Annotated in this window: 20 protein-coding genes; 11 read left to right on the forward strand and 9 right to left on the reverse strand. The window is 60.2% G+C overall.

The annotated features are described in order from the left end of the window. Positions 1–14: 14 nt before the first annotated feature. The 6 genes from rpmI to BV034_RS25000 all read left to right on the forward strand — a co-directional run bounded on the left by rpmI (position 15) and on the right by BV034_RS25000 (position 5738). A complete protein-coding gene (gene rpmI / locus BV034_RS24975) occupies positions 15–224 on the forward strand; it encodes a 50S ribosomal protein L35 (RefSeq protein WP_050029691.1) in 210 nt (69 codons plus the stop codon). A gap of 140 nt (positions 225–364) precedes the next feature. After that, complete coding sequence (rplT, locus tag BV034_RS24980) at positions 365–736, forward strand: 50S ribosomal protein L20 (RefSeq protein WP_009960241.1); 372 nt, start codon at positions 365–367, stop codon at positions 734–736. Positions 737–896: 160 nt separating this feature from the next. Then, the gene (pheS, locus tag BV034_RS24985; RefSeq protein WP_050029692.1) at positions 897–1913 is read left to right on the forward strand and encodes a phenylalanine--tRNA ligase subunit alpha; all 1017 of its coding nucleotides are present in this window, start codon (positions 897–899) and stop codon (positions 1911–1913) included. Positions 1914–1947: 34 nt separating this feature from the next. Continuing rightward, positions 1948–2373: a GxxExxY protein gene (locus tag BV034_RS24990; protein ID WP_050029693.1), complete on the forward strand. Its 426-nt coding sequence runs from the start codon at positions 1948–1950 to the stop codon at positions 2371–2373. Between the two features lie 54 nt (positions 2374–2427). Further along, positions 2428–4827, forward strand: a complete 2400-nt coding sequence (gene pheT / locus BV034_RS24995) for a phenylalanine--tRNA ligase subunit beta (protein WP_050029694.1) — start codon at positions 2428–2430, stop codon at positions 4825–4827. Between the two features lie 395 nt (positions 4828–5222). Further along, the gene (locus BV034_RS25000; RefSeq protein ID WP_050029695.1) at positions 5223–5738 is read left to right on the forward strand and encodes a hypothetical protein; all 516 of its coding nucleotides are present in this window, start codon (positions 5223–5225) and stop codon (positions 5736–5738) included. Between the two features lie 1151 nt (positions 5739–6889). Here BV034_RS25000 and BV034_RS25005 read toward each other — a convergent pair. Together BV034_RS25005 and BV034_RS25010 are read right to left on the reverse strand one after the other, a co-directional pair. Then, a complete protein-coding gene (locus BV034_RS25005; RefSeq protein ID WP_050029696.1) occupies positions 6890–7414 on the reverse strand; it encodes an RDD family protein in 525 nt (174 codons plus the stop codon). A 162-nt stretch (positions 7415–7576) separates the two neighbouring features. Continuing rightward, positions 7577–8053 carry an RDD family protein gene (locus tag BV034_RS25010; RefSeq protein ID WP_081888095.1) on the reverse strand — a complete coding sequence of 159 codons (477 nt, stop codon included), beginning with the start codon at positions 8051–8053 and terminating at the stop codon, positions 7577–7579. Between the two features lie 254 nt (positions 8054–8307). Between BV034_RS25010 and BV034_RS25015 the strand changes: the two genes are divergently transcribed. Continuing rightward, positions 8308–9564: a hypothetical protein gene (locus BV034_RS25015; protein WP_050029698.1), complete on the forward strand. Its 1257-nt coding sequence runs from the start codon at positions 8308–8310 to the stop codon at positions 9562–9564. A gap of 341 nt (positions 9565–9905) precedes the next feature. Beyond that, positions 9906–11120 carry a hypothetical protein gene (locus BV034_RS25020; protein WP_265593447.1) on the forward strand — a complete coding sequence of 405 codons (1215 nt, stop codon included), beginning with the start codon at positions 9906–9908 and terminating at the stop codon, positions 11118–11120. 815 nt (positions 11121–11935) lie between these two features. Here BV034_RS25020 and guaB read toward each other — a convergent pair. From guaB to BV034_RS25035, 3 genes are all read right to left on the reverse strand, one after another. Continuing rightward, positions 11936–13393, reverse strand: coding sequence for an IMP dehydrogenase (guaB, locus tag BV034_RS25025; protein ID WP_050029700.1), 1458 nt, complete (start codon positions 13391–13393; stop codon positions 11936–11938). A gap of 105 nt (positions 13394–13498) precedes the next feature. Further along, entirely contained in the window at positions 13499–14686 is a 1188-nt protein-coding gene (locus BV034_RS25030) for a Gfo/Idh/MocA family oxidoreductase (RefSeq protein ID WP_050029717.1), read from the reverse strand. Positions 14687–14980: 294 nt separating this feature from the next. Continuing rightward, on the reverse strand, positions 14981–15670 hold the full coding sequence (locus BV034_RS25035; protein WP_050029718.1) for an SDR family NAD(P)-dependent oxidoreductase: 690 nt from the start codon (positions 15668–15670) through the stop codon (positions 14981–14983). A gap of 171 nt (positions 15671–15841) precedes the next feature. Here BV034_RS25035 and BV034_RS25040 point away from each other — a divergent pair, with 171 nt between their 5' ends. Continuing rightward, a complete protein-coding gene (locus BV034_RS25040) occupies positions 15842–19372 on the forward strand; it encodes a pyruvate carboxylase (protein WP_265593448.1) in 3531 nt (1176 codons plus the stop codon). Positions 19373–19519: 147 nt separating this feature from the next. Here the strand turns inward: BV034_RS25040 and BV034_RS25045 are convergent, their stop codons facing one another. The 4 genes from BV034_RS25045 to BV034_RS25060 form a co-directional block, all read right to left on the reverse strand. Next, positions 19520–20704, reverse strand: a complete 1185-nt coding sequence (locus BV034_RS25045; RefSeq protein ID WP_050029701.1) for an MFS transporter — start codon at positions 20702–20704, stop codon at positions 19520–19522. Between the two features lie 112 nt (positions 20705–20816). Beyond that, positions 20817–21878, reverse strand: coding sequence for an NAD(P)-dependent alcohol dehydrogenase (locus tag BV034_RS25050; RefSeq protein ID WP_050029702.1), 1062 nt, complete (start codon positions 21876–21878; stop codon positions 20817–20819). 133 nt (positions 21879–22011) lie between these two features. Continuing rightward, entirely contained in the window at positions 22012–22467 is a 456-nt protein-coding gene (locus BV034_RS25055; RefSeq protein WP_050029703.1) for a DUF5069 domain-containing protein, read from the reverse strand. A 116-nt stretch (positions 22468–22583) separates the two neighbouring features. Further along, entirely contained in the window at positions 22584–23654 is a 1071-nt protein-coding gene (locus BV034_RS25060; protein ID WP_050029704.1) for an alkene reductase, read from the reverse strand. A gap of 121 nt (positions 23655–23775) precedes the next feature. On the opposite strand from BV034_RS25060, the gene BV034_RS25065 reads away from it, so the two are divergent. Then, on the forward strand, positions 23776–24096 hold the full coding sequence (locus BV034_RS25065; protein WP_050029705.1) for a helix-turn-helix domain-containing protein: 321 nt from the start codon (positions 23776–23778) through the stop codon (positions 24094–24096). Positions 24097–24221: 125 nt separating this feature from the next. Then, positions 24222–25583 (forward strand): cytochrome P450, encoded by a 1362-nt coding sequence (locus tag BV034_RS25070; RefSeq protein ID WP_050029706.1) that lies wholly within the window; start codon positions 24222–24224, stop codon positions 25581–25583. Positions 25584–25620 lie beyond the last annotated feature (37 nt).

The following is a 25620-nucleotide window of genomic DNA, read 5'->3' on the forward strand; positions in this document are numbered from 1 at the left end:
TTCTCGCGACCCCTATGTCCAAAAACGCAGGCATCGCCAAAACGCGGAAAGCAGTTTCCAAGCGGTTCAAAATCACCGGAACGGGCAAAGTGCTCCGTCGCCGGCAGGGCAAGCGTCACTTGCTCCAGAACAAGAGCCGCAAACGGAAACGCTCCCTCGGTAAGACCGTCCTCGTGGACCACACGGACGTCGCAGCAGTCAAGGCCAACATGCCTTGGTCCTGATGCTCGCTCCTGAGTGACCATGAAGGCTGCTATTGCAGCCACGACGACCCGGCCTGGTTTCGCTTCTTTTAGCGGGACCTTCGATCAAGTGAGGCCACCGTCGAGTTCCAAACCAACAGCTTGATCCAGGAAAGAAGAAAATGCCAAGAGCCACCAACGCACCCGCCAGTCGCGCCCGCCGCAAGCGTACCCTTCAGAAAGCCAAGGGTTTCCGCGGCTTCCGTTCGAAATTGTTCCGTTACGCCAAGGACGCCGTCCGCAAGGCGATGACCTACGCCTATCGCGACCGCAAGGTTCGCAAGCGTGAGTTCCGCAAGCTTTGGATCCAGCGTATCAACGCCGCCACTCGCGCACAGGGTCTGAGCTACAGCCGATTTACCGAGGGCTTGAAGGCCGCGGGCATCGAGCTTGACCGCAAGGTCCTCTCCGATATCGCCATCAAGGACGCCGCTGCTTTCAACGCCATCATCCAGCAAGCCAAAACAGCCCTGGAGAAGAAGGCTGCTGCTTAAGCATCCGGAGCCAACCCCGTAAGGTGTGCCGGTTTCGCGACGAAAAGCACACTTTACCCCTCCAAAAAATTCAACGAAAGCCGGGGCAGCTTTGCTCCGGCTTTTTTGTTTTTTAACCGGTCCGCCCTGACCCGATTTTCCCGCACTCCTCCCCTTTCCCATGCTCTCAGAACTCGACACCATCCAGCTCGAAGGTCTCACCCTGCTGGCCTCCGTGGGCGATGAAACCGCCCTCGAAGCCTTGCGAGTGAACTTCTTGGGCAAAAAAGGCCGCCTCACCGCAGTCGCCTCCCAGATGCGGGACGTTCCTCCCGACCAGAAAGCCGCTGTCGGCGCCAAACTCAACGAGGTCCGCACCGCCCTGACTGCCGGCATCGAGGAAAGACTCCTCTCCCTTCAGGCAGAGAAAGACGCTGCCTCCGTTCAGGGCATCGATATCACCCTGCCTGGCCGTCCCTCCCCCGGTGCCACGCTCCACCCACTCTCCCGCATCCGCGACCGCGCCATCCAGACGCTCCGCCGGATGGGTTTTGCCGTGGCGGACGGTCCAGAAATCGAAACAGAGTGGCACTGCTTCGACGCGCTCAACACCCCCGCCGACCACCCGGCCCGCAATGAGAAGGACACCTTCTATCTTCCGGACGGCCGTCTGCTGCGCACGCACACCTCCTCCGTCCAGATCCGCACCATGGAGGTGGTGAAGGCCCTTCCTGTGCGCATCATCGCTCCCGGCGCCGCCTACCGCCGCGATGAGATCGATGCCACCCATCTGAGCGTCTTCAATCAGCTCGAAGGCCTGTACGTGGACAAGAATGTCAGCCTCGCGGACCTCAAAGGCACTCTGGAAGTCTTCTTCCAGGAGATCTTTGGCCCCCAGACCCAGGTCCGTTTCCGCCCCCACTTCTTCCCCTTCACCGAGCCCAGCTTTGAGATCGACATCAAGCTCGAGGTGAAAGGCCAGGAGGCCCGCTGGATCGAGATCGCTGGCTGCGGCATGGTAGACCCTGCCGTCTTCCAGGCCGTATCCCAGATGCGCGGCGACAACCTCTTCAACCCCGAGGAAGTCACCGGCTTTGCCTTCGGCATGGGCCTCGACCGCCTCGCGATGATCCTGCACGGCATCACCGACATTCGCCACCTCATTGAGAACGACGTCCGTTTCTTGTCTCAGTTCTAGACAGGATTAACAAGATTTCGGAGAGATTTACAAGATGAGAACGGCTGAGGACGAGCTCACGCACAAGATCATTGGCTGCGCCATGAAGGTGCACAACGCCCTCGGTCCTGGTTTCCTCGAATCCGTCTACCATCGATGCATGGAAATTGAGCTCGCCGCTCAAAACATCATCTTTGAGTCCGAAAGGAAGCTCAATGTGTTCTACGAAGGCAAGATCGTCGGACACTTCATCGCTGACCTGTACATCTCCCCGAAACTAATTGTTGAACTCAAGGCGATCGAATCGATCACGCCCTCTCATGAGGTGCAGCTCGTGAACTACCTCGCCGCCACCGGCATCGACAACGGATTGCTTCTCAACTTTGGCAGCCAAAGCCTCCAGCCCAAACGCAAGTTTCGCCTTAGCAAACCCAAACCAGCTTCCTTCGACGGTCATCCTTCGCTGACAGCCTCCGAATGACGCCCTCCCGACCGTCATCTTGTTAATCTTTTTAAAATCCTGTTAATCCTGTCTATGAAAGTCTCCCTCTCCTGGCTTAAAACGCACCTCGACCTCTCCGACAACACCGTCGACAGCATGCGTGATCTCCTCACGTTTGCGGGCATTGAGGTGGAGGACATTGAGGTTCGGGGTGTTGACTCCGACAAGATCGTGGTCGCGCAGGTTCTTGAGTCCGTCCAGCATCCAAATGCGGACCGCCTAAGCGTGTGCCAGGTGGATGACGGCAGCGGCACGCCGCGCCAGATCGTCTGTGGCGCGAAGAACTACAAGGTGGGCGACAAGATCCCGCTGGCACTGCCGGGAGCCATTCTCCCCGGCGGACTGGAGATCAAGGCGGGCAAGCTCCGCGATGTGGTCTCCAATGGCATGATGTGCAGCGGTCGCGAGCTGGGCATTGGCGATGATCACGCCGGCCTTATGATCCTGGATCCCTCTTTGAAGGTGGGCACACCGTTCACGGAAGTGGTGCCCCCAGATGTGGTGTTCGATCTGGAAATCACCCCCAACCGTCCAGATCTGCTGAGCCACACCGGTCTGGCCCGCGAACTGGCCGCCCTGACCAAGAAAGGTCTCGAACCCAAGTCGCCTGTTCCGCAAGCAACGGTGAAGGAGGCGACACCCGATCAGGTGCGTCTGGATACGACCGAGCGATGCCCTCTCTACAGCGCTCGCATCATCAAGGGCGTGAAGGTGGGCCCGAGCCCTGAGTGGCTCCAGCGCCGTCTTCAGAGCGTAGGCCTGCGCCCCATCAACAACGTGGTGGACATCACGAACTTCGTCCTGCTCGAGGTGGGCCAGCCGCTGCACGCGTTCGATCTCGACAAGTTGAACGGCGGAATCATCGTCCGCCAGGCGGTGGATGGTGAGAAGATCGTGGCGCTCGATGCGGCCAACTATGAGCTCACCACCGACGACCTCGTCATCGCGGATACCAGTGCCCCGGTGGCCATCGCCGGAGTGATGGGTGGCGAAGCCTCCAGCGTCACGGAAACAACCACCGACCTCCTGCTGGAGTCCGCCTACTTCACCCCCAGCTTCATTCGACGTACTGCCCGGCGTCTGGGCATCAGCTCCGACTCCAGCTACCGCTTTGAGCGCGGCGTGGATCCGCAAGGCGCTCTGGCCGGCTCAGACCTGGCGGTGAAGATCATCCTCGAGATCGCCGGCGGCACCGCCGAGGCCGAAGTGCTAGTGGCGGGCACCGCCCCCCAGCTCACCCAGGATGTCACCTTCGACGAAACCCGGGCTCGCAATCTCATCGGCATCCCCGATCTGAGTCGCGAGGAGATGCACGGCGTGCTCGCCGGCCTGGGGCTGGCGAAGAAGAGCAAAACAGAGACCACCTCCCTCTGGCACATCCCTTCCTACCGCGGGGACCTCCAGCGCTCCGTGGACTTGGTCGAGGAAGTCGCTCGCGTGATCGGTCTGGACCGTGTGCCCAGCCGCACCGCCGCCGCCTTCTCTCCGAGCCTTGCCCCCGACCGCACCTATGACTTCACCATGACCCTGCGCCAGGCCTTGGTGAACCGGGACGTCTTTGAGGCCCAGACCCTGCGCCTCATCTCCGGATCCCAGCTCACCGACGTCCTCGGGCCTGCCCTGACGCCGGACAAAGCCGTGGGAGTGAAGAACCCGCTCAGCGAAGATCACACCACGCTGCGCCCCAGCCTGGTCCCCGGACTGATCGCCACCGCAGCTCTCAATATCCGGCAGGGACTCCAGCGCCTGCGTTTCTTCGAGATCGGCCGCGTCTTCTTGAAGAATCCCAACGGCAGCACTCGTGAGGAAGAACGCCTCGCCCTGCTCCTGAGCGGCCCTTCTCTGCCGCCCAGTTGGCACGCCAAAGAAAGCCCCGCTCTGGAATTCACAGACCTCCGCGGCCTTCTGGAAGCGCTGCCGGGTCTGGCTGGTCAGGGTCTAGAGTTGGTGCCCAAGCCCCTCCCCGGCTGGCTCCTGAGCGCCGAGGTGAAACGGGGGAGCAAGACACTGGGCTGGGTGGCCCAGCTCCATCCTTCCCGCGCCCGCGAGCTGGACGCCCGCAGCCCCGTCTTCGTGGCGGAGCTCGCCATCAGCGCCCTCCAACAGGGCGCCCAAGGCGTGGCCAAGTTCACTGATCTGCCCCGCTTCCCCAGCGTGACACGCGATGTCGCCCTCGAGGTGCCAGCCGATCTGGCGACCGCCAAAGTGGCCGCGTTTTTCAGCACTCTCAAGGAACCCTTGTTCGCAGGAGCCTCGCTCTTCGACGTGTTCACAGACACCACGGGACAAAAGCTCGCCAGTGACAAAAAGTCCGTGGCGTGGTGCTTGACGTACCGTGCGTCTGACCGCACCTTGGCGACGAAAGAAGTGGATGAAGCTCACGCTCGTGTGCTGAAAACACTGGTTGGCACGCTCCCCGCTACCATCCGGTAAACAGCCCTTCTTGGAGCTTTTCTTTCGATCTTTGACATCAACTTTTCCGGAAACGGAATCCCCTCTCCTGCGGTGTTCGTTGTTGCAGACGCATATGGCCCGAACCGATAATTGATAGCACCGGAGACTGCGCTTTGGGTGCCGCTGCCACGCCTTCACTGGACGGCAAACGCACTTTATGCGGGTCTCCACCCTGTCGCTTTCCTTGGGAACGGCAGCCAGCTTCTGAAACGACACAAGTGGGACTCTAAACCGCTCTGCTGTTGAGCTTTGCTCCGGCGGAGCGGTTTTATTTTTTCGGGATGGTTGCTCCATTCACCAACACAACGAAACACCCGTCCGCGGCGCGGGCTTGACGGGTTTCGTCGGAGTTCTTACTCTATCTAAGATGCCTCATGTCCCCAGAGCTCGCCAGGAATCTCATCTATGCGATTGGTTGGCTGCTTCTGGCGACCATCGCAATTCTGCCGCCCTTGCTCTACTGGAAGTACGGCGTTGGAAAACCGAAGTACCTTCAACGCATCGGTGAGTATCTGGCTCTCAGGGGCCTGACTTTGACTGCGGGAAAACGCTGTCAGCGTGTTCACATGCCCTTGGACGGTGCCCTCTATGCCATCCGTTACTGCGATGCAGCAGGGCAGGAATATGAGGCTGTCGCGGCCGTGACGCCTATCGCTGGTGTGTTCATCGGTGAACAGAAGCTCCTCAACTCTAAAGAAGCAGCAACCCCGGTTCAGGCACCTCAAGAACACTGGGACTCCATCTACACGCCTACCAGCGCGATCAATCTACCCTCAGAATCGGATCTTCAACATCTCTTCAGGCTTCAGGAGGAGAATCGCCTCTTGAAACACCATCTGGCAGAGTTGCAGAGCAGCGAAGAATCTCGACGCCAATCCACAACGGCATGACAGTTGACGTTCTCCATGTGTTGTTTCCTGCATGCTGTTTGTTCATGGCAGCCCTGGCGGTCCTCTGCTACAGCGAATTGAGTCGAAGAAGCCGCCGCTTGATCGATCGCCATGTGACGGCGTTGGGGCACACCCTCCTTTCATGCAGTTCCGAAGCCTTCCTTAACGGAAGGAGCCCTTATCGCACTTACAAGATCAGATATCGAGACCAGACCGGCCGGATTCATGAAGCACTTGCGCAGACTGGCCCCCATCGCCATGTCATGATCCGCCATGAGAGGGTTGTGCAACCAGGCTCCGGCCCACCGCCTCTGCCCATTCACGAACAGATCCGAATACTGGAAAGTGAAAACGAAGCTCTGCGGCAGGAGATCAACCGTCTATCGGTCGGCTCAGATTCACGTACTTCGCCCTCCTGAAGCACTCGCTCAAATTCAAGACTCGTCTGTAAAAGCTGTCCAGAGCTCTAGCCCGGCCTTGATGAGGGCCGGACTTCGTCAAGCATGCCTCAGATCTTCTTCGTGGAGCTCCAGCGTCTGTCGAATCTTGGTGGCGTGACGCGAAGGCGAAGCTTGCAGACACTGCGACAAGTGCCTGCCAGCGCACGCATCTTGTGTGCTGTTTCCGGCGTCTTGCCGGGAACTTCAGTCAGCGGGTGGCTCCGCGACGTGTAACCAGCGACATGGAGGCGCTGAAGACGGTGAGGGGGAAAGCGGATGCTGTCGGCCTTCCCACCTGAGACCCCTCTTCGGAAGGTACCCAAGGTTGACTCGCTTAGCGCTCGTCCAACCTTGGGCTGTGCTACAAAATCCCCTTCAGGGATTAACTGCGGACTGAGCCGGAGCCGGTTCCTTGGTCGCCACCCCAAAAACGCGCGCGGTTGGTCCGTTCTCCTCATGTCGGCAACTACAGGACGCTGGATGGTTGGCAGTCAAACATCAGTGGGCGGATATTTGGGGCGTGAGCCCGCCACGAAGGCACAGCAGAAGTGATTCCTGGAAGACCAGCATTAAATACACATAAACTTACCTCGAACCCAAAACTGACGCACTGACGCACTGACGCACTGACGCACTGACGCACTGACGCACTGACGCACTGACGCACTGACGCACTGGTTTACCGAACTACTGAATCACCGATTCACCGACCTACCGCTTCCCCTCTTCCTCTGCATGCCCGTGAGGGTGCAGGTGACTGACCGTTTCTTTCAAACCAGCAAAATCGATGGGGTGCGAAGGAGCGTGATAGGGCTCCGCTTTCGCGTGCAGACGAAGCACATAGGTCCGGGCGATCTGATCACCCCAGCGCTGTTGACCATCGATGGCCAGGAGGATGAACTCCACTACCGGAGCCAGAGGGATGAGCGTGATCCCGGTACGAATGGCGCACTGCATGTAGGAGCAAGGATGGCGGGTCTCCGCATCCACCACCCGCAGTCCCAGCAGGCGTTTGCCCAAGGCGGCCCCGCCGAAGACCGCGTCGCCCAGCAGACGATAGGTGAGCAGGGCGACCAGGGCGACCAGGTAAAGAAAAATGGCAAAATTTCCCGTCGCCCCTACCAGAGCCGGCAACATCCAAATCCCCATCATCACCCCCAGGTCAATGAGATGCGCCACCACCCGTTGGGCAACAGACGCGGTTTCCAGTTCAGTCGGTTTGATGATCTCAGTCATGGGGAAAATCGCAGGTGGCAGTGTGTGGCTATCTGATCACGGGCAGCGGCCTCACACACGATAGCCCCTCCCCACTGACTTTTTTCATCGCCGATTCTCTACAGGTTGGCGGCACGTTGCAGCAATTTTGTTGCCAACATCTCAAAACCACCCTCGCCGCCCTCAGGCCTTCTGCTTCGCCCGCGCTCTCGATTTCCGCACGGTCGGCGGCGGTGGAATGCCCTGCAGCACCTCTGTTCGAGCGAGAAAATCCCCCAGTCGTCGACGCTTGTTCACCAAAAGCAGAAAGACGTCCGCCAGTCCGATGAAAGGGATGAAGATCGGCAACGCCCTTATGACAGACTGCCCCACCCCGCAGGGATGCCCCGTTGAGCTGGCTACCACCCGAATACCCATGCGCCGCTTTCCGACCCCCTGGCCTTGCAAGAATCCATCCACCAGCAGCCGGTAGGCGAGCGCCGCCAAAGCCCCCAGAATTCGAAAGGCTCCAGCGAGATGGCTGCTCACGTTTTCCACCGTTGCCGCAAGAATCACGAACACGAGCATGAGCGCCACCATGATGCATCCATCAATGAAATGCGCTGCCAGCCGCTGATAAAGCGTGGCACTCTGGGCATCCGGCAAAGCTCGTGTTCGCATAGGGGCTCTACCGTCCCACCTGCGGCGGAGGGATTCCACCCCCAAGTGACAAAGGTTTCGCGAGGAAGGAGTTGATTTTTTCCGTCCATGCGCGTTGCTAGCCGCGCCGGAGGGTCCGGCAATGCATGTCAGTACTCCTAGTGCCCCGTTGGCAGCGCACCGTGTTGCGTTGGTTTTTAGAGCGACAGCTCCGAAAAGGAGTGCGTTCTCTTCCCTGTCCCCAGTGCCAGGGAAACCTTCCCTTCCCCCATCGGTTGAGCGATGAAATCCTGTGGGAGACGGTCATTACGTGCCCGGCATGCGGCCATGCGTGCTCTGTTCTGGAAGTCGCCTCCTACCGCCACAAGAGAGTCAAAGAAGCGTTTGCCGGGGAACACGCGGAAGAGAGTCCCCCTGCCACCTCGCACATCCATCGCGAGCACAACGGAACAACCCACACTTGGACGCTGCCCGCGCCCAAGAGTTGGAACGCACTGCTGAAGTTCGGCACCCTCTGGATGGCATTCAGCGTCTTCATCGCGTTTACCATTTTCTCTTCTGAAAAGTCCGCCACTCAGGGGTACTTGCCGCCCCTGATCGTGGCGGGGTTTGTCCTGGTCGGCGTCGGACTGCTCATCGCTGGCCTGCTTCAGAGCTTCACAAGCCACGTCTTGTCGCTGGATGCTTCGGGACTCGTCCACGAGCGAAACGTTTTCGGATCCATCAAACGCCGGTTTCTTCCCCGTGACCACATCGTCAGCGTGGAGTTGGAGCGCCTGTACTCCCAGAACCGTCGTCCAGTTTATGTGATCGAAATCAAGGGGCATTCAGGGAAGATTCGGTTCGGCAGCGGGCTCCCTCCCAACGAAAAATCATGGCTCTGTGGTGATTTGCGCCGCGCCCTCTTGGTGACCCGGCAGGACACCGCCTCGCTGGATGTTGCGGACACGGGCAGCCCCAAGTCAGTACCGGCGCCCCGCATCTTCATAGAGACACCCGGGCAGGGATGCGTCGTTCACGTGGCCCCGGGGAAGTTGGGCAAGGGGATCATGATCTTAGGCAGCGTGATTTTCGCCTTCGCGACCTTCTTGCTGATCATGGCACGGGGCCTGTGGTTGCCACTCTCGGGAGCCTGGCCCCTGCCATGGGTTCTGATTTGGAACGGCCTCTTCATCCTATGGTGTCTCAGCGTGATCCTCTTCGTGGGGTTAGGGCTGGGCACCATTCTCACGGGTTATCGCATGCTGCGCACCCACTTCAAGATCACCGCCACGCCCCAAGCGCTACAGGTGCTGGAGAGCCATGGGAACTGGCAACATGAAACACTCGTCCCCGCCTCAGACGTGAGGGACATCCGCACCAGCATCTATTTCACCATGGCTTCCGGTTCAGGCCCGCATAGAGCCACCAAGGTGAACCACTGCGCCCTCATCGTCCTACAAGATCGCGTGATCAGCTTTGGCGGTGAGTGCAGTCTGCCTGAACTCCAATCCACTACGACCGCGCTCAAGCAAGCGCTGGGACATGAGTGACCTTCCCCTGACCGATCCCTGCGAGCCCTCCCCGGGCCAAAGCCGATCTGCCAGCAGATTCAATCCATCCCCCATGGTCTCCCAGCGAACCTGCTGGATCCATCCCATGAGGATCATCATTTCAGTAACAAGCCATTCATCTGACTCCTATGTCAGTCCAAACTCTGCCCCGTTGGCAGCGCGCTCTGTTGCGCTGGTTCCTCGACCGCAAAATCCGGAAAAACAACCGCCCTCTTCCCTGTCCCCAATGCCAGGGACACGTACCTCTCCCACACCGGCTGAACGACGCCATGTGGGATATGCTGGTGACCTGTCCCCATTGTGGGCACGCGGCCTCATTGATGGACTTCGCTGCGGATCACAACAAGACTCCGGAAGAAAAACTCGCTGCGGGACGGATCGCCACCACTCCACCCGTCGCCACCCGCATCACGGTCGAAGACACGGGCTCCTCCCGCACCTGGATCCTTCCTGCCAAAGGCGGGTGGAATCCGCTGCTTGGGTTTGGCACCATCTGGTTTCTGTTTTCTTCTGTCTTCTTTGCCATCTTCTTGTTCGGCAATGTATCAGGCATCGGGAACATTCCGGCCTTCCTGCTCATCAGCGCGTTTCTCCTCATTGGGGTCGGCCTGATCTATGGCGGACTTGGGCAAAGCTTCTCTCATCACGTCCTAAATGTGGATGCGGTGGAGCTTGTCCATGAGCGGCGCATGTTTGGCAACGTCAAGCGCAAGGCTTTGCCACGCGAGGACATCTCCAGCGTAGAGCTCGTGGTGTTCTACTCGGAAAACTACAAACCCGTGCATGGGATTGAGATCAAAGCCGGGCGACGGAAGATCCGGTTCGGCAGCGGGCTCACCCCTGAAGAGAAAGCCTGGCTCTGCGAGGAGTTGCGCCACGCTGTCAGCCTGCGCCACACCGCTGCCCGTTCAGCGACCCATTCCGCTGAATCATTGCGGGACACTTCATCGGTCTTGGGAACTTCGTCGAACCCTCGCGTTGAAGTGAACCACCGCGGTCACGGCTGCGTAGTCCGCATCGCCCCCGGGAACCATGGGAAACATGTTCTGGTCATGGGCTGTATCTTCGTGGCGGTCGCCACCTTCATGATCGTCATGGGCTCCCGGATGTGGCTGCCGCCTTCAGAAGGCGCGCCCTTGCCCTTCATGCTGCTGTGGAACGGCTTTTGCCTCTTCTGGTGCGGCGGCGTATCCATCTTTGGGCTCATGGGCCTTGCGGTCATGATCGCCGGCTGGCGCATGAATCGCACCAGCTTCCAGATCACCGCCACGCCCGATGCGCTGCAGATCCTGGAGTCCTGTGGTCTTAGTCAGCATGAAACCCTCGTGCCCGCCTCCGAGGTGCAAGACATTCGCACCGGGTTGTTTCAAACGATTCAATCCACCTCCGGCAACGAGAGTTCCACTGAGACTCAGCACCGCGGCATCATTGTCTTGAGCGACCGGGTGGTGGGCTTTGGCGGTGGATGTAGTCTCCACGAACTCAATAGAGCGGTCACAGCGTTGCATACGACCTTGCGCAGGACGGCACCTTAACGGCCTGCCAGCATCAGTCCGAAGTTGATCACTCATTGGAACGTAACGGTGTTAGACAGGGGATGGGTTGTTTGATGCTGCCCCCCCCTCGCGGCCATGGAGCCCCTTGGGTACGCGGTCGCACTTCCACAATTCAACCATCGCAGACGGGGAAGTTAGTGCCCGCCAAGGAACCTTGGATGCGAGATGAGGTCAGACCGCCGAAACTCCTTCGGAGTAAACAACTTCAACGCGTGCACCCAACGTAGACTCGCTGGAAGCTCGTCAACGTTGGGCTTGTAGCCGCATCCGCTTCGCGGAAAGGCCTCGGCTGAGGCCGCCAGGGAACCGACCTGCACACGGGTGTTTGGGGGGAGCGCAGGCGGCTCGCCTGCCACAAGGGCGGCCCCGCCCGCGTAGCACATCGTTATCCGATGGAGGCCCTCTTTTTGTTCCAGCCACCTCAACTGCCCGGCGGGCCGCCGGGCTGAAGCAGGCGAGCCGCCTGCTCTCCCCTTCGCGAATCCGTTGCTAAGGGGGAATGGTAATGGTCTGACTGCCGTTCACACCGCGAGGTTCCTTGGCAGGCACTAGCTGAAGCGTCTGCAAGCTTCGTCCTTGCCCTCACATCTCCAAGTTTCGACGCACGCTGGACACTCCACGTTCAGGACACGCAAACAAGCCCCCAAAAATCCACTGTTCTAATTTCGATCGAAGTCAACACACAAAGCCCTGTCGCACACCTTGCTGAATATCCTGCAGCAAAACGAAAAGCCTCCCGCCCGGCCCTTTCGGAACCAAGCGGGAGGCTCTGTCTTGCAGTCTCTGGTCTCCCATCAACCCACTTCGTAGTTCACGGGCTCTTCCGTGATGACGATGTCGTGAGGATGGCTTTCCTTGAGACCACCGGCGGTGATGCGGACGAAGCGGGCTTTGTCTCGCAGTTCTTGAAGTTTGTCAGCACCTACGTAACCCATGCCGGAGCGGAGACCGCCCATGAGCTGGAAGACGACATCGGCAAGCGGCCCCTTGTAGGGTACTCGGGCCTCGACACCTTCTGGGACGAGTTTGCCGGAGGAGTTCTGGCCATAACGGTCGCCAGCGCCTTTACGCATGGCCTTGAGGGAGCCCATCCCACGGTATTCCTTGAAGGTCCGGCCCTGCCACTTGACCATGGCCCCGGGGCTTTCCGCAGTACCGGCCAGAAGTGACCCCAGCATCACCAGATCGGCACCTGCGGCGATCGCCTTGACGACATCGCCGGAGAAGCGGATGCCGCCATCCGAGATGACGGTCACACCACGCGGGCGGCAGATTTCGGCCACTTCCTGCACCGCGCTGAATTGAGGCATCCCTACACCGGAAATGATGCGTGTGGTACAGATGGACCCTGGGCCCACGCCCACTTTGATGGCAGACGCACCAGCATCGCAAAGGTCTTTGGCCCCGTCTTTGGTGACCACGTTGCCAGCGACAACTGGGGTGCCGTCGCCCAGTGCCTCACGCAGTCGCGAAATCACGTTCATGACGCGCGAAGTATGTCCCGTGGCGGCATCGATGAAGATGGCATCTGCACCTGCAGCCTGCATGGCGAGGGCACGATCCACGCAGTCTTCGCTCACGCCTACCGCGGCACCGGCCCGGAGACGGCCCTGGCCGTCCTTGGCAGCGCTGGTGAACATCTGGCGCTTCTCGATATCCTGCTTGGTGATCAGACCCGCCAGATGCCCGGCGGCGTCCACGAGAGGCAGCTTCTCAATGCGGTTGATATAAAGAATCTTGAGCGCCTCTTCCCAGTTCGTATCGGGCTCACCCACCGCCAGCTTTTCGCGCGGCGTCATCATCTTATGCGCCGGGGTGGACTCGTCTTCGAGGTACCACATGTCACGGCTGGTCACCATGCCCATAAGAACGTTCTTTTCATCCACGACGGGGAAGCCACTCACGCCCTTCTCACGCATGAGGCGGGCGAGTTCGGCCAGGGTGGTGTCAGGGCGGACGGTAAGGGGCTTCTGAATCACGGTGTTCTCCGACCGCTTCACGCGGGCCACCTGCTCAGCCTGGTAGTCGATGGTGCAGGCCCGGTGGATGACTCCCATGCCGCCTTCACGAGCCAGTGCGATGGCCAGTTCGCTTTCCGTGACAGTGTCCATGGCGGAGGACAGCACGGGAATGTTCAGAGGCAGCGCCTTGGTCAGCTGCGTACCCAGAAAAACTTCACCAGGAAGCACTTCGCTTCTGCCAGGCAGCAGAAGCACGTCATCGAAAGAGAGAGACAATGAGATTTCGCCCATAGGCGATGAAATTCATTTTGGCGGCCCTGTCAAACGCGAGTTTTGAGAAGGTGCACAAGATCGTCTCTCTGAGTCGATAATTTCTGGAATGAATGCGGACACTCCTTACAGCCCCGCAAGAGGATTCCCGCGGTAGGCCAGGGGCAGGGCCACTCTGGCTCCACCCAGCCGATGGGACTCAAACACCCCAGCCACGACTTCCACGGTAGTGCGCCCTTCTTCGCCATTGCAGAGCGGCTCCCGATTCTCCCGGATGGCAGAGATAAGGTCTGTTGCCGCCGTAAGGTGCCCACCTACATTTTTACCCAGATTCGCAATTGGCTCCGGCTGGCCAATGCCACCGGTGGTGATGGGCTGCCACACGCGAGGCTCCTTCACGGGACGGAAAGGATTCCCCGGCAGGAAGTGCGCAAGAGGTTCCACATCAATGCGGAAATCGACGATGCCCTTGGTGCCAATGATCTGCAGTCCAAAGGCCGCCTCCTTCACCCCCGCGTTCTGGATGGAGTCAAAATAGACCGGCATGCCGCGCTCCAACTGGTAACGGGCATGCACTTCGTTCCCAGCCAGCAGGCCAATGCCCTCCGCCCCTTCCGCCACGTCGGCCTTGGTGACCGGCTTGCCGTTCTGCAATACAACGGCGGAACACTCCAACGGTTTGCCCCCGAAGTAACAGGCCAGATTCATCACATGAGTGCCCAGCACCCAGAGGTCCAGTCCGCCCCCACGCTGGTCTTCCTTGCCACGACCGCGCATCTCCAGCACCTGACCTACCGTGCCGTCGTCGATGAGCTTTTGCACCACCGGCAGCACAGGGTGAAAGCGGTTGCGATGAGCGATCGAAATCTTCACGTTCTTCGCCTTCGCCGCTGCCAGCACCTCATCCGCCTCAGCCAGCGTGCGGACGAAGGGCTTTTCAATGTAGATGCCCCGAGCCCCGGATTGGATGGCCGCGATCAACATGTCGCGATGCTGGTCAAGGTGACGCGGCCCAATGGCCACGATGTCTGGCTTCACCGTCGCCAGCATCTTCGCGTATTCGGCAAATCCCTGCTCGCCTTTCAGCTTGAGCTTCGTCACCGCGCCCGCCAGCCCCTTTTCGTCCGCATCCGCCACGCCTACAATTTCGGTCTCCGGCACTTGCAGCCACATCGTATCCAGCCCATGCCCGTAGGCACCGCGACCGGAGTGCCCGATTACCGCCACCTTCAGTTTGCCCTCCTGGGCACCATGAAGAGAAGGCAGGGATGCAGCAGCGGCGGAGGTGGTGGCGAGGAAGTGTCGGCGCGTCATGGTGTGAGGGAGGTTGCGAACAACCACCATACGAAAGAGTCCGCCAAATATTCCAACGTCATGCCGCCAAGTCGCGCAGATACCAGTCCCTGCAAGACCTCATCATCAGGTGCAGCAATATCGCTTCGACCTGGGGAGAGGGCACCGTTTCAAGTTTTCAGTTTTCAGTTTTTAGCAAAACAGCTGCTCATGTCTGTCGTCCATTCGCCCCAAAGAATCCCATCCAGGTCCCATCTTGTTAATCCTTCAGAAATCTTGTCAATCCTGTCTGAAAAAACGCCCTCTCACCCCTGACTACCAAGCCATCTCCCGCCGGTCTGCGACAAACTTTCCCGTCAGGCTCTGGGGCGACTCCACCGCCAGCCAGACAATACTGTCTGCACCTTCCACTGCCGACTTCGTCGCGCCAGCTCCGCCCATGTCCGTTCTGCACCAGCCGGGAGATACGGCGTTCACCGCCATTTGCGGGCGAGCCACCGCGAGCTGGGTGGTCACGCCATTGAGGGCCGTCTTGGAGACACTGTAGGCCGGGGCCCAGCTGCCAGGGTCGCTGAGTTGCCCGGCACCACTGGAAACGTTGACGATTCGTGGAGCCGCACTCTTCTCCAGCAGGGGCAGGAAGGCCTGGATGACCCGCCACACTCCCAGTACGTTTGTTTCCAGAGTGTGCCTTAGGACTTCCACTGGCACGCCCGCGATGTCATCCGCCCGGTCCAGCAGAATGGCGGCGTTGTTGATCAGCACGTCCAGTCGGCCGGAACGTTGCTCCACTTCCGCTGCCGCAGCCTGCACCGAACCTTCGTGGGTGACGTCCAGGGTCACGGCATGCGCCTGCGGTCCCAAGGATTCCGCCACCTCCGCTGCTTGCCCGGCGTTGCGCGCTGCGACCCACACTTCCAGACCCTTTTCCACCAGCAGCCGGGCCACCTCTCGGCCGATCCCTTTTCCAGCTCCAGTGACCAGGGCAACTGCAGGCGTCTTCATCCCGCCATTCAAGCGTGCCAAGACGCAAATGCCAATCGCCAACTTGTGCCGATCCTGCTCAAAATAGCGCCGGTTACTGACGTTTCCCATGATCCGTTTGCAAACCCCGGTATCCAATCCGACAATCGCGAGCTTCCCATTTGGACTCCCATCCTCCTTCCTCAACGAACCATGCCCAAGACTGCCAAGACCAAGACTGCCGCACCCGTCGCCGAGTCCGCCGCCCCAGCGATCCGGCCGATCAAAAAGCTGATGGTGGCCAACCGGTCAGAAATCGCGATCCGCGTGATGCGGGCAGCCACGGAACTGGGCATCCGTACGGTGGCGATCTACGCCAATGAGGACCGCTTCTGCCCCCACCGCTTCAAGGCTGACGAGGCCTACCAGCTCAACACCGAGAAAGGACCGCTCGGAGCCTATCTCGACATCGAAGGCATCGTCGCCCTGGCCAAGGAAAAAGGCGTGGACGCCATCCACCCAGGCTACGGCTTTCTCTCCGAGAACCCTGACTTCGCCGCCGCCTGTGCCCGCGAAGGCATCATCTTCATCGGACCCGATCCCAAGGTGCTGAACATGATGGGTGACAAGACCGCCGCCCGCAACGTGGCGGACAAGCTCAAGGTCCCCACCCTGCAGGGCACCCACGATCCGATCGACAACCGCAAGGAAGCCCTCAGCGCTGCCAAGAAAATCGGCTTCCCCCTCATCATCAAGGCCGCTTTCGGCGGTGGTGGTCGCGGCATGCGCGTCGTGCAGAAGGCTGAAGAACTGGAGCGCCTGCTCGACGAAGCCCAGACCGAGGCCAAGCGCGCCTTTGGCAATGGAGCCGTCTTCTTGGAGAAGTTCGTGGGTCGCGCCAAGCACATCGAAGTGCAGATCCTCGCAGACAAGCACGGCAACGTGCTGCACCTGCATGAGCGCGACTGCTCTGTGCAACGTCGCCACCAGAAGGTCATTGAGCAGGCCCCCAGCTACGGCATTGACCAGAACATCATCGACGGCCTCTGCGCCTCCGCGGTGAACATTGCCAGAGAAGTGAACTACTCCCACGCCGGCACGGTCGAGTACCTCGTGGATGTGGATACCGGCGACTGGTTTTTCATCGAGATGAACCCCCGCATCCAGGTGGAGCACACCGTGACGGAGGAGGTCACCGGCATCGACATCGTGCGCTGTCAGATCCTCATCGCGCAGGGGCACAAGCTTCATGAGGAACCTCTTGGCCTGCCCGCACAGGATCAGGTGGAAAAGAGCGGCTACGCCATTCAGTGCCGCATCACCACCGAGGATCCGGAAAACAACTTCACGCCCGACTTTGGCAAGATCCTCACCTACCGCAGCGCGGGTGGTTTCGGCGTGCGTCTGGACGGTGCCTTGGGCACGAACAACGCCGTCATCACCCCCTACTACGACTCCATGCTGGTGAAGGTCACCACCTTCGGCCGCACCTACCAGCAGAGCCTCAGCCGGATGGACCGCGCCCTGCGTGAGTTCCGCATCCGCGGGGTGAAGACGAACATCCCCTTCCTGGAGAACGTCATCTCCAACCCCATCTTCTCGGAAGGCAAGGCCACGACCCGTTTCATCGACACCAACCCGCAGCTGTTCCAGTTTGAGAAGCGCAAAGACCGCGCCACCAAGCTCCTGAGCTACCTCGCGGATGTCACGGTAAACGGCAACCCCAATGCCAAAGGCTACAAGCCCGCCAAGGCCTTCGTCTCTGCCCCCAAAGTGGCCTACGACCACCTCACCGCTCCGCAGGAGGGCACCAAGCAGCTCCTGACCAAGCTCGGGCCGGAGAAATTCGCCGAGTGGGTGGGCAAACAGAAGCGCCTGCTCCTCACGGATACCACGATGCGCGATGCGCACCAGTCTCTTCTGGCCACGCGCGTTCGCAGCTACGACATGCTGGCCATTGCCGACGCCGTGGCACGCCGGGCACCCCAGCTCTTTTCCATGGAAATGTGGGGCGGCGCCACGTTCGATACCGCCATGCGCTTCCTGCGCGAGTGCCCCTGGGAACGCCTCCGCGATCTGCGTGAGCGCATCCCGAACATCTGCTTCCAGATGCTCTTCCGCGGCAGCAATGCGGTTGGCTACACGAACTATCCCGACAACGTGGTGCGTGGCTTCATCAAGCATGCGGCGCAGAACGGGATGGACATCTTCCGCATCTTCGACAGCCTCAACTACCTGCCGAACCTCACTGAGGCCATGCAGGCTGTCCGTGAAGAAACGCAGTCCATCTGCGAAGGCACCATCTGCTACACCGGCAACATCCTTGATCCCAAGCGCGACAAGTACTCCCTGCAGTACTACGTGAAGCTGGCCAAGGAGCTGGAGAAGATGGGAGCCCACATGCTCTGCATCAAGGACATGGCCGGCCTCTGTCGCCCCATGGCTGCGAAGAAGCTCGTCAAGGCGCTCAAGGAAGAGATCGGCATCCCCATCCACTTCCACACGCATGACACCAGCGGCCTGAACGCCAGCAGCATTCTCATGGCCGCCGAGGCGGGCGTGGACGTTTGCGATGCCGCTCTTTCCAGCCTCTCCGGCTGCACCAGCCAGCCCAACCTCAACAGCATCGTCGCCGCTCTCCAGCACACGCCACGCGACACCGGGCTGGATTCTGACGCGCTTCAGGAGTTCAGCGACTACTGGGCCGCGGTTCGAGCCTTCTACAAGCCCTTTGACACTGCCGAGCCCTACGGCACCGCTGAGGTGTATCTCCATGAGATGCCTGGCGGCCAGTACACCAACCTCAAGGAACAGGCGGAGAGCATGGGCATTGGCCATCGCTGGCCGGAGATCGCCCGCATGTATGCGGAGGTGAACGACCTCTTTGGCGACATTGTCAAGGTCACCCCTTCCAGCAAGGTGGTGGGAGACATGTGCATGTTCATGGTGACCCGCGGCGTGAAGTCCGGCGAGGCCCGCAAATACCTGCACGAACTGCCCGCCGGCACCAGCTTCCCGGAGAGCGTCATCGACATGCTCCAGGGCGGCCTCGGCCAGCCCATGGGCGGTTGGCCCGCAGACGTGCAGAAGATCATCCTCGGCAAGCGCAAGCCCTTCACTAACCGCCCCGGCGAACGCGCCGAGAAGGTGGACCTGGCCAAGACACGTGCGGGGCTCGCAACCAGCTTGGGAGTCGCCGCCGACGCCGTCACCGACGACGATCTGTACAGCCACCTCATGTACCCACAGGTCTTCTCAGACTTCGTGAAATTCCGCGACTCCTACAGCGATGTCAGCGTCCTGCCCACCTCGGCATACTTCTACGGGCTGAAGGACAAGGAGGAGATCACCATCAACCTCGAGGCGGGCAAGACCCTCTTCGCCCGGCTGCTCAATATCACCGAGCCAGACCAGGCAGGGCAGCGCACGGCCATCTTTGAACTCAACGGCTACCCCCGCCACGTTCAGATCCGGGACAAATCGGTGGCGAAGGAAGTGAAGACCAACCTCAAGGCAGATCCCGCCGACTCATTGCAGGTAGGTGCCCCCATGCCCGGCATGGTGGCCAGCATCGCCGTCAATCCTGGAGCCAAGGTCAAAGAAGGCGACGCCCTCCTCACGCTCGAAGCCATGAAGATGTTTACCACCGTCACCTCCCCGGTCACCGGTGTGGTGAAGGAAATCCTCGTGGCCGTGGGCAGCACGGTCGAGAGCAAGGACCTCATGGTGCGACTGGAGAAGTAAGCGTCCCCACTGCTCATCGTCAGTTTAGAGAACGGCGGCCCTCCCTAGGTCGCCGTTTTTTTGCGCTCAGCGGCCCCACGAGCCCAATGGTCCACACGTCCACCGGGTTGCTGGTTCACCCAATTACTGATTGACCGCTTTGCTGAATCACCGACTCCCCCGCTCCAACAAATGCACCGCCATCGCTGCCGCCACCAAGGCCACCGCCACGCAGCAGACGCCGGGCCATTGCCAGTGAGCCCAGGCCGTCGCACCAAGGAAAGAACCCAAGGCTCCCCCGACGAATCGGAACACCATGTAAAAGGTATTGAGCCGACTCCCCGCATCAGGCACAAGAGACATCACTCGCGTCTGAGCGGCCACTTGAATGGCCTGGACTCCCAGGTCCATGAAGATCACTCCCAGCACCAGCATGGGCAGGCTGAGCCACAGGGACATGCCGACAAATGAAAGGGCGATCAGCAGGAGCGAAACGGTCACTGTAAAGCGGGGACCGCGACGGTCTGAGACCCTGCCTGCCAGAGGTGCAGCCAGTACTCCGGCCAGGCCGATCACTCCAAAAGCGCCAGCGGCCGACGCGCCCATCCCGAAACGATCCATCAAAAGGAAAGAAAGCGTGGTCCAGAACGCGGTGAAGCAGCCGAAAGACAGGCCGCTCACTGCAGAGGCAGTCCACAGGGCCGGAAGCCGCCCCCAGAGCTGGAACATTTCTTTCATGAACCTCCCATAGCCCATGTGCGCCGCCACCGGAGGACGATGGGGCAACCCACGGTACAAGGAAACCAGGATCACGAGCATGACCGCGGCCGCCATGATGTACACCATGCGCCAGCCGATGTGCTCCCCGACAAAGCCTGAGACGACCCTCGCCAGCAGCACCCCGCACAGCAGACCGGCCATGAGCACTCCAACCGTGCGCCCCCGTTCTTTCGGCGGAGAAAGCTCCATGCCGAAGGGAATGAGGATCTGCGCGTTCATGGTGGTGATGCCAATGAGCAGGTGCAGCCAGATCAACGTCAGCAACCCTGGCGCGGCTGCCGTGGCAGCCAGCAGGGCTGTACACAAGCTCATGAGGAGCAAGACCACCTTGCGGCGGTTCAGCAGATCCCCCAATGGCACAAAGAGGAACAGCCCGATGCCGTAGCCGACCTGCGCCGCGGTCGCCACCAACCCGGCCTTGGAAGGGCTGGCCTGATAGGCGAGCGCAAACTTTCCCAGCAGGGGCTGGTTGTAGAAGATGTTCGCCGCCGATGCCCCACACGCTGCCGCCATCATCCATAAGGTGGAACGATGCAGCGTGTCAGCAGTGCGGGCGGAAGCGGGTGGGATCATGGGCGCACGCGAGTTCCGTGCGCCCTCTTCTTACACCACTTCTGCGGTGGGCAAGGAGAATTTCCGAGGCTGCACATGCAGGTCTCCATACTCGCCCTCCCTACCCCCAAGGCTACGCCGCGGCGTTTTCCTTGAGCGAAGCCATGTCGATGACGAATCGATACTTCACATCGCTCTTCAGCAGCCGGTCATAGGCTTCATTCACCTGCTGGATCTTGATCAGTTCGATCTCTGACGTGATGTTGTGAGTGCCGCAGAAATCCAGCATCTCCTGAGTTTCGGCAATGCCGCCAATCAGGGACCCGGCCAGTTGACGACGCTTGAACAGCAGGCTGAAGGAAGACACCGGCAATGGGTGCTCCGGGGCGCCCACCAACGTCAGAGTGCCGTCTCGCTTGAGCAGGTTCAGGTAGGCATTCAGATCATGTTGGGCGGACACCGCATCCAGGATAAAGTCAAAGCTCAGGGCGTGCTTGTTCATCGCGTCCTCATCCTTGGAGATGATGACCTCATCTGCGCCGAGCTTCAGAGCATCCTCCACCTTGTTCGGAGAGGTGGTGAAGAGGACGGTGTGGGCACCAAAGGCATGGGCGAATTTCAGTCCCATGTGGCCCAACCCGCCCAAGCCCACGATGCCGACTTTTTGCCCTTTCTTCACCTTCCAGTGGCGCAACGGGGAGTACGTGGTGATGCCAGCACAGAGCAGTGGAGCCACCGCGGCGAGGTCCAAGTTCGTGGGCACCTTCAGCACAAAAGCTTCATCCACCACGATGCTGTCCGAGTAGCCACCAAAGGTCTGGGTGCCTGAGTGTTTGTCAGGACCATTGTAAGTGAACACGGGGGCGTGATCGCAATACTGCTCCTCCCCTGCCTTGCAGTTTTCACACTCGCGACAGGAGTCCACCATGCAGCCCACGGCGGCGAGATCCCCTTCTTTGAACTTCGTCACACTGTTGCCCACCGCGGTCACCCGCCCCACGATCTCATGACCCGGCACGCAGGGGTAGATTGTGTTCTGCCATTCATTGCGGGCCTGATGAAGATCAGAGTGGCACACTCCACAAAACAGAATCTCCATCTGAACGTCATGAGGCTGGGGATCCCTGCGCTCGAAAGAATAGTAGTTCAGCGGGCTATCGGCACTTGGGGCGGCGTAACCACGGGCAGCTTTCATGAGAGGTGAGATCGAGGGGTGGAGAAGGGATTGGTGGAGTTGGTCGAACAAAGACAAAAAAGCAGGCAGTGCTGCTATTGGCCAGACAAAGTTCCGGGCTCCATGCTGCGGCATGAAGCCCGGAGCAGGCAGGTCAACGCTTGCCGCCGTAACTGACGAAGTCGTCTGCATCCAGCAGGTCAAACCAGGTGAGAATGTCTTCCCGGGTCTCGCTTATCGATGACTGGAGCTTCGTGAAATAACCTTTCGTCTCTACATCGGACGGAGCGCGCTGCTCCTGATAGCTGGTCCAGTGGGCAATCTCCCAGTCCTGGGGTTTGGTCGTGCTGTTTTCCACAATCCAGTTCAGCACCTCTTCATCGCCCGCACCAGCCGCGAGTTGCTCTTTCAGTTTCTCGGCATCAATGCCAGCGAAGGCCAGAAATCGCTGATCCAGCGGACAGGCATAGTGATAGTCGCCACTTTTGCCGATAAGGGAGGCGCGTCCTTTATCTAGCATGCGGGGCAGGATGACATAACCACCGAGGCGGACGCGGGGGCTGCGGGGTGGGCGCTGGGTGAGGTCAGGTGCGTGAGTGAGATTGCTCATGTGAGGTGGTCGGAAGGCCGGATTGGGGCTGCGTTGCTTATTGGTTTACTTGGGAAATCGGTTTTCGGGCGGCAGGTTGCTGCCGCCCGATGTGAATTCACGATAACGAGATCCGGTCAGGCCAGGACCGAGACGGCTTCCAGCGTGGGATAGTCCGTGTACCCTTTGGGCCCCTTGCCGTAGAAAGTGGAAGGATCCGGCGCGTTCAGCGGGGCATCCTGCCGAAATCGTTCGACCAGATCCGGGTTTGCAATGAAAGGCACGCCGAAGGCCACGGCATCCGCCTCGCCTGCGGCCAGCACCTGGTCCCCCGTCTCCCTGGTGAATCGTTCGTTGGCAATGTACACCCCGCCGAATGTGCGCTTCAGCGCAGGCCCAATGCGCTTGTCTCCCAGCGATTCGCGGGCGCAGATAAAGGCGATTTTCCTTCTGCCCAACTCCTTGGCCACGTAGGCGAAGGTGGAAAGCGGATGGCTGTCGCCCATGTCATGCGCGTCCCCACGCGGAGCCAAATGCATGCCCACACGATCCGCCCCCCAGACGGAGATCACGGCATCCGTCACCTCCAACATGAGGCGAGCCCGATTCTCCAGGCTGCCGCCGTACTCGTCGGTACGATGGTTGGTCTTGTCCTGAAGGAACTGATCCAGAAGGTAACCGTTGGCTCCGTGGATCTCCACGCCGTCAAACCCGGCCGCTTTGGCGTTTTCGGCCCCCTTCCGATAGGCCTCGATGATGCCAGGGATTTCATCGAGCTCCAGAGCACGCGGAGTGACGAAGGCTTTCTCAGGGCGGATCAGGCTGACATGGCCAGCGGGCTGGATGGCACTGGGGGCCACTGGCAGTTCCCCGTCCAGATACACGGGGTCCGAGACACGGCCCACGTGCCAGAGCTGCAGGATGATGCGCCCGCCCTTGGCATGGACGGCATCCGTCACACCCTTCCAGCCTTCTACTTGAGCGTCCGACCAGATGCCCGGCGTGTCAGGATAACCCACGCCCATGGGGGTGACGGAGGTAGCCTCTGAGATGATGAGTCCCGCGTCAGCCCGCTGCGCGTAATACTCCTGCATCATCGCGTTGGGCACGCGCCCTTCGCTGGAGCGGCACCGCGTGAGCGGGGCCATGATGATGCGGTTGGGCAGCGTCCAGGCGCCGACTTGAAGTGGATCTTGAAGGGAAGGCATATGGTGATGAATTCCCTGCAAGTTCGAACTTCGTCGAACCACGGACGCATCCTTTTGCGTGAAAAAACTTCCATCCATTGTCGAACCCCGCCCTCAGTGGTAAATCAAAGGCCCCAAAGACATGAAGACCTACCACCATCCTCCCATGGAAGACGTCACCCTGCCTGCCGTGATGCAGGCGCTGGCGGACCCGTGCCGGGTGGCGATTGTGCGGGAACTTCTCACCCGCGACGTGTCTCTGGCCTGTCATGAGGTGCCGCTGGAAATCTCCAAAGCCACCCGGTCCCACCACTTCGACGTGCTTCGTCAGGCGGGCATCATTCACACGCAGTCAGAGGGAACCAAGTGCATGACCTCACTCCGCAAGAAGGAGTTGGACCAACGTTTTCCCGGGCTACTGAAATTGGTTGAGACTGAGCCTCATCAGTGCAGCAAATCATAGCGGCCTGCTGCACTAAAAAATGCCGGGACGAAAACTATCGGTGCGGGCAGATCCTGCACCAAAAACCGTATTGCCAGAGTCTGACCAATTCGTCAGTATGACAACAAATCATACTTTTTTGGTCGATGAAAACATTGGGGCCTGCTGCATTCCTGCCTGACAACGATGTCACAGGAATCCCGACGGCTGAAGCCCTGACGTTCCTCGACCGACTCGTCGCCACCGGCGAAGATCGCACCAGCTACGCCTCCCCCTATGGGAGGGTATTTTTCTTCAATCACCCAGATGACGTGCGATCCGTCCTGCAGGATCGCAACTTCATCCGCCCACCCCTGATGAAGTCCCTGCTGGGAGACGGGCTGCTCACCAGTGAGGGGGCTCTGTGGAAGACGCAGCGGCGTCTGCTGCAGCCCGCCTTCCATATGCCTTGCGTTCACGCCCTCCTTCCGGGCATACATGCTGCACTGGCAGACTTCATCCCCAGATGGGAGCTGGCCTCCCGTACCGGCGAGCGGGTGGAGATAGCAGCGGCAATGCGACGCCTGACTCTGGACATCATCTTGCGGTGCCTTTTTGGCATCCGCATGGGCAATGAGCTGGAGACCATGGGGGCGGCTCTGACGGTGGTGATCCATGATCTGGGCCTGCTCACAGGCACCCTCCTGCTCCAACCTCACCAAGTCAGCCCCCGGCGCAACACGGAGTTTCAAGAAGCACTCGCCACGGTAAACGACCTCATCCACGGCATCATCAGCCATCATCGGGCTCTGCCGCCCGGCACGGGAGGGGGCGTTAACATCTTAAACCTGCTGGACCAGGCCCGCTCCGCCTCAGGCGAACCGCTCCCTGAGAAACTCATCCGCGATGAGGTCGCCAGCATGATCATCGGCGGTCACGAAACCCTCGCCAATGTCCTCTCCTGGACCTGGGAAACGCTGGCCCTGCGCCCGGATCTTGTCGCAAGCCTGCATGCCGAGGTGGATGCCCACACCCGACACCCGCTCTCCCAGGCTGACCTGCCCCACCTTCCGCTGACGATGGGCCTCTTCAAAGAAGCCCTGCGCCTGTTTCCCCCAGTGTGGTTCATGGTGCGCAGTCCCCTGGAGCCATGCAAACTCGGCGGAGTGGATCTGCCTGCCGGTGCGCAGGTAATGATCAGCCCCTACACGCTGCATCGTCATCGGGAATTTTGGCCCCATCCGGATGTTTTTGACCCGGCTCGCTACACCCCGGAGGCTGAGGCCGCGCGGCACAAGGGAGCATGGATTCCCTTTGCCGCTGGTCGCCACCTCTGCCTGGGCCTTCCGCTGGCCATGATGGAGGGTCCCCTGATCCTCGCCACACTGGCGCGCCGTTTTGTGGTCGAGCCGCTCGCCGAGGGCCAGCCTCCTTTGGCCGCGTCCCCGCTGGTCACGCTACGGCAGCGCAATGGCCTGCCTGCTCGTGTTATTTCCCGCACTCCCCCTTCCCCCAAGCTCCCTGACTGACCCGTGCCATTCCCCGATCCTGTGTCATCCCCGCCTG

It is taken from the genome of Verrucomicrobium sp. BvORR034 (genome assembly GCF_000739635.1).
Taxonomy (GTDB): Bacteria; Verrucomicrobiota; Verrucomicrobiia; order Verrucomicrobiales; family Verrucomicrobiaceae; genus Verrucomicrobium.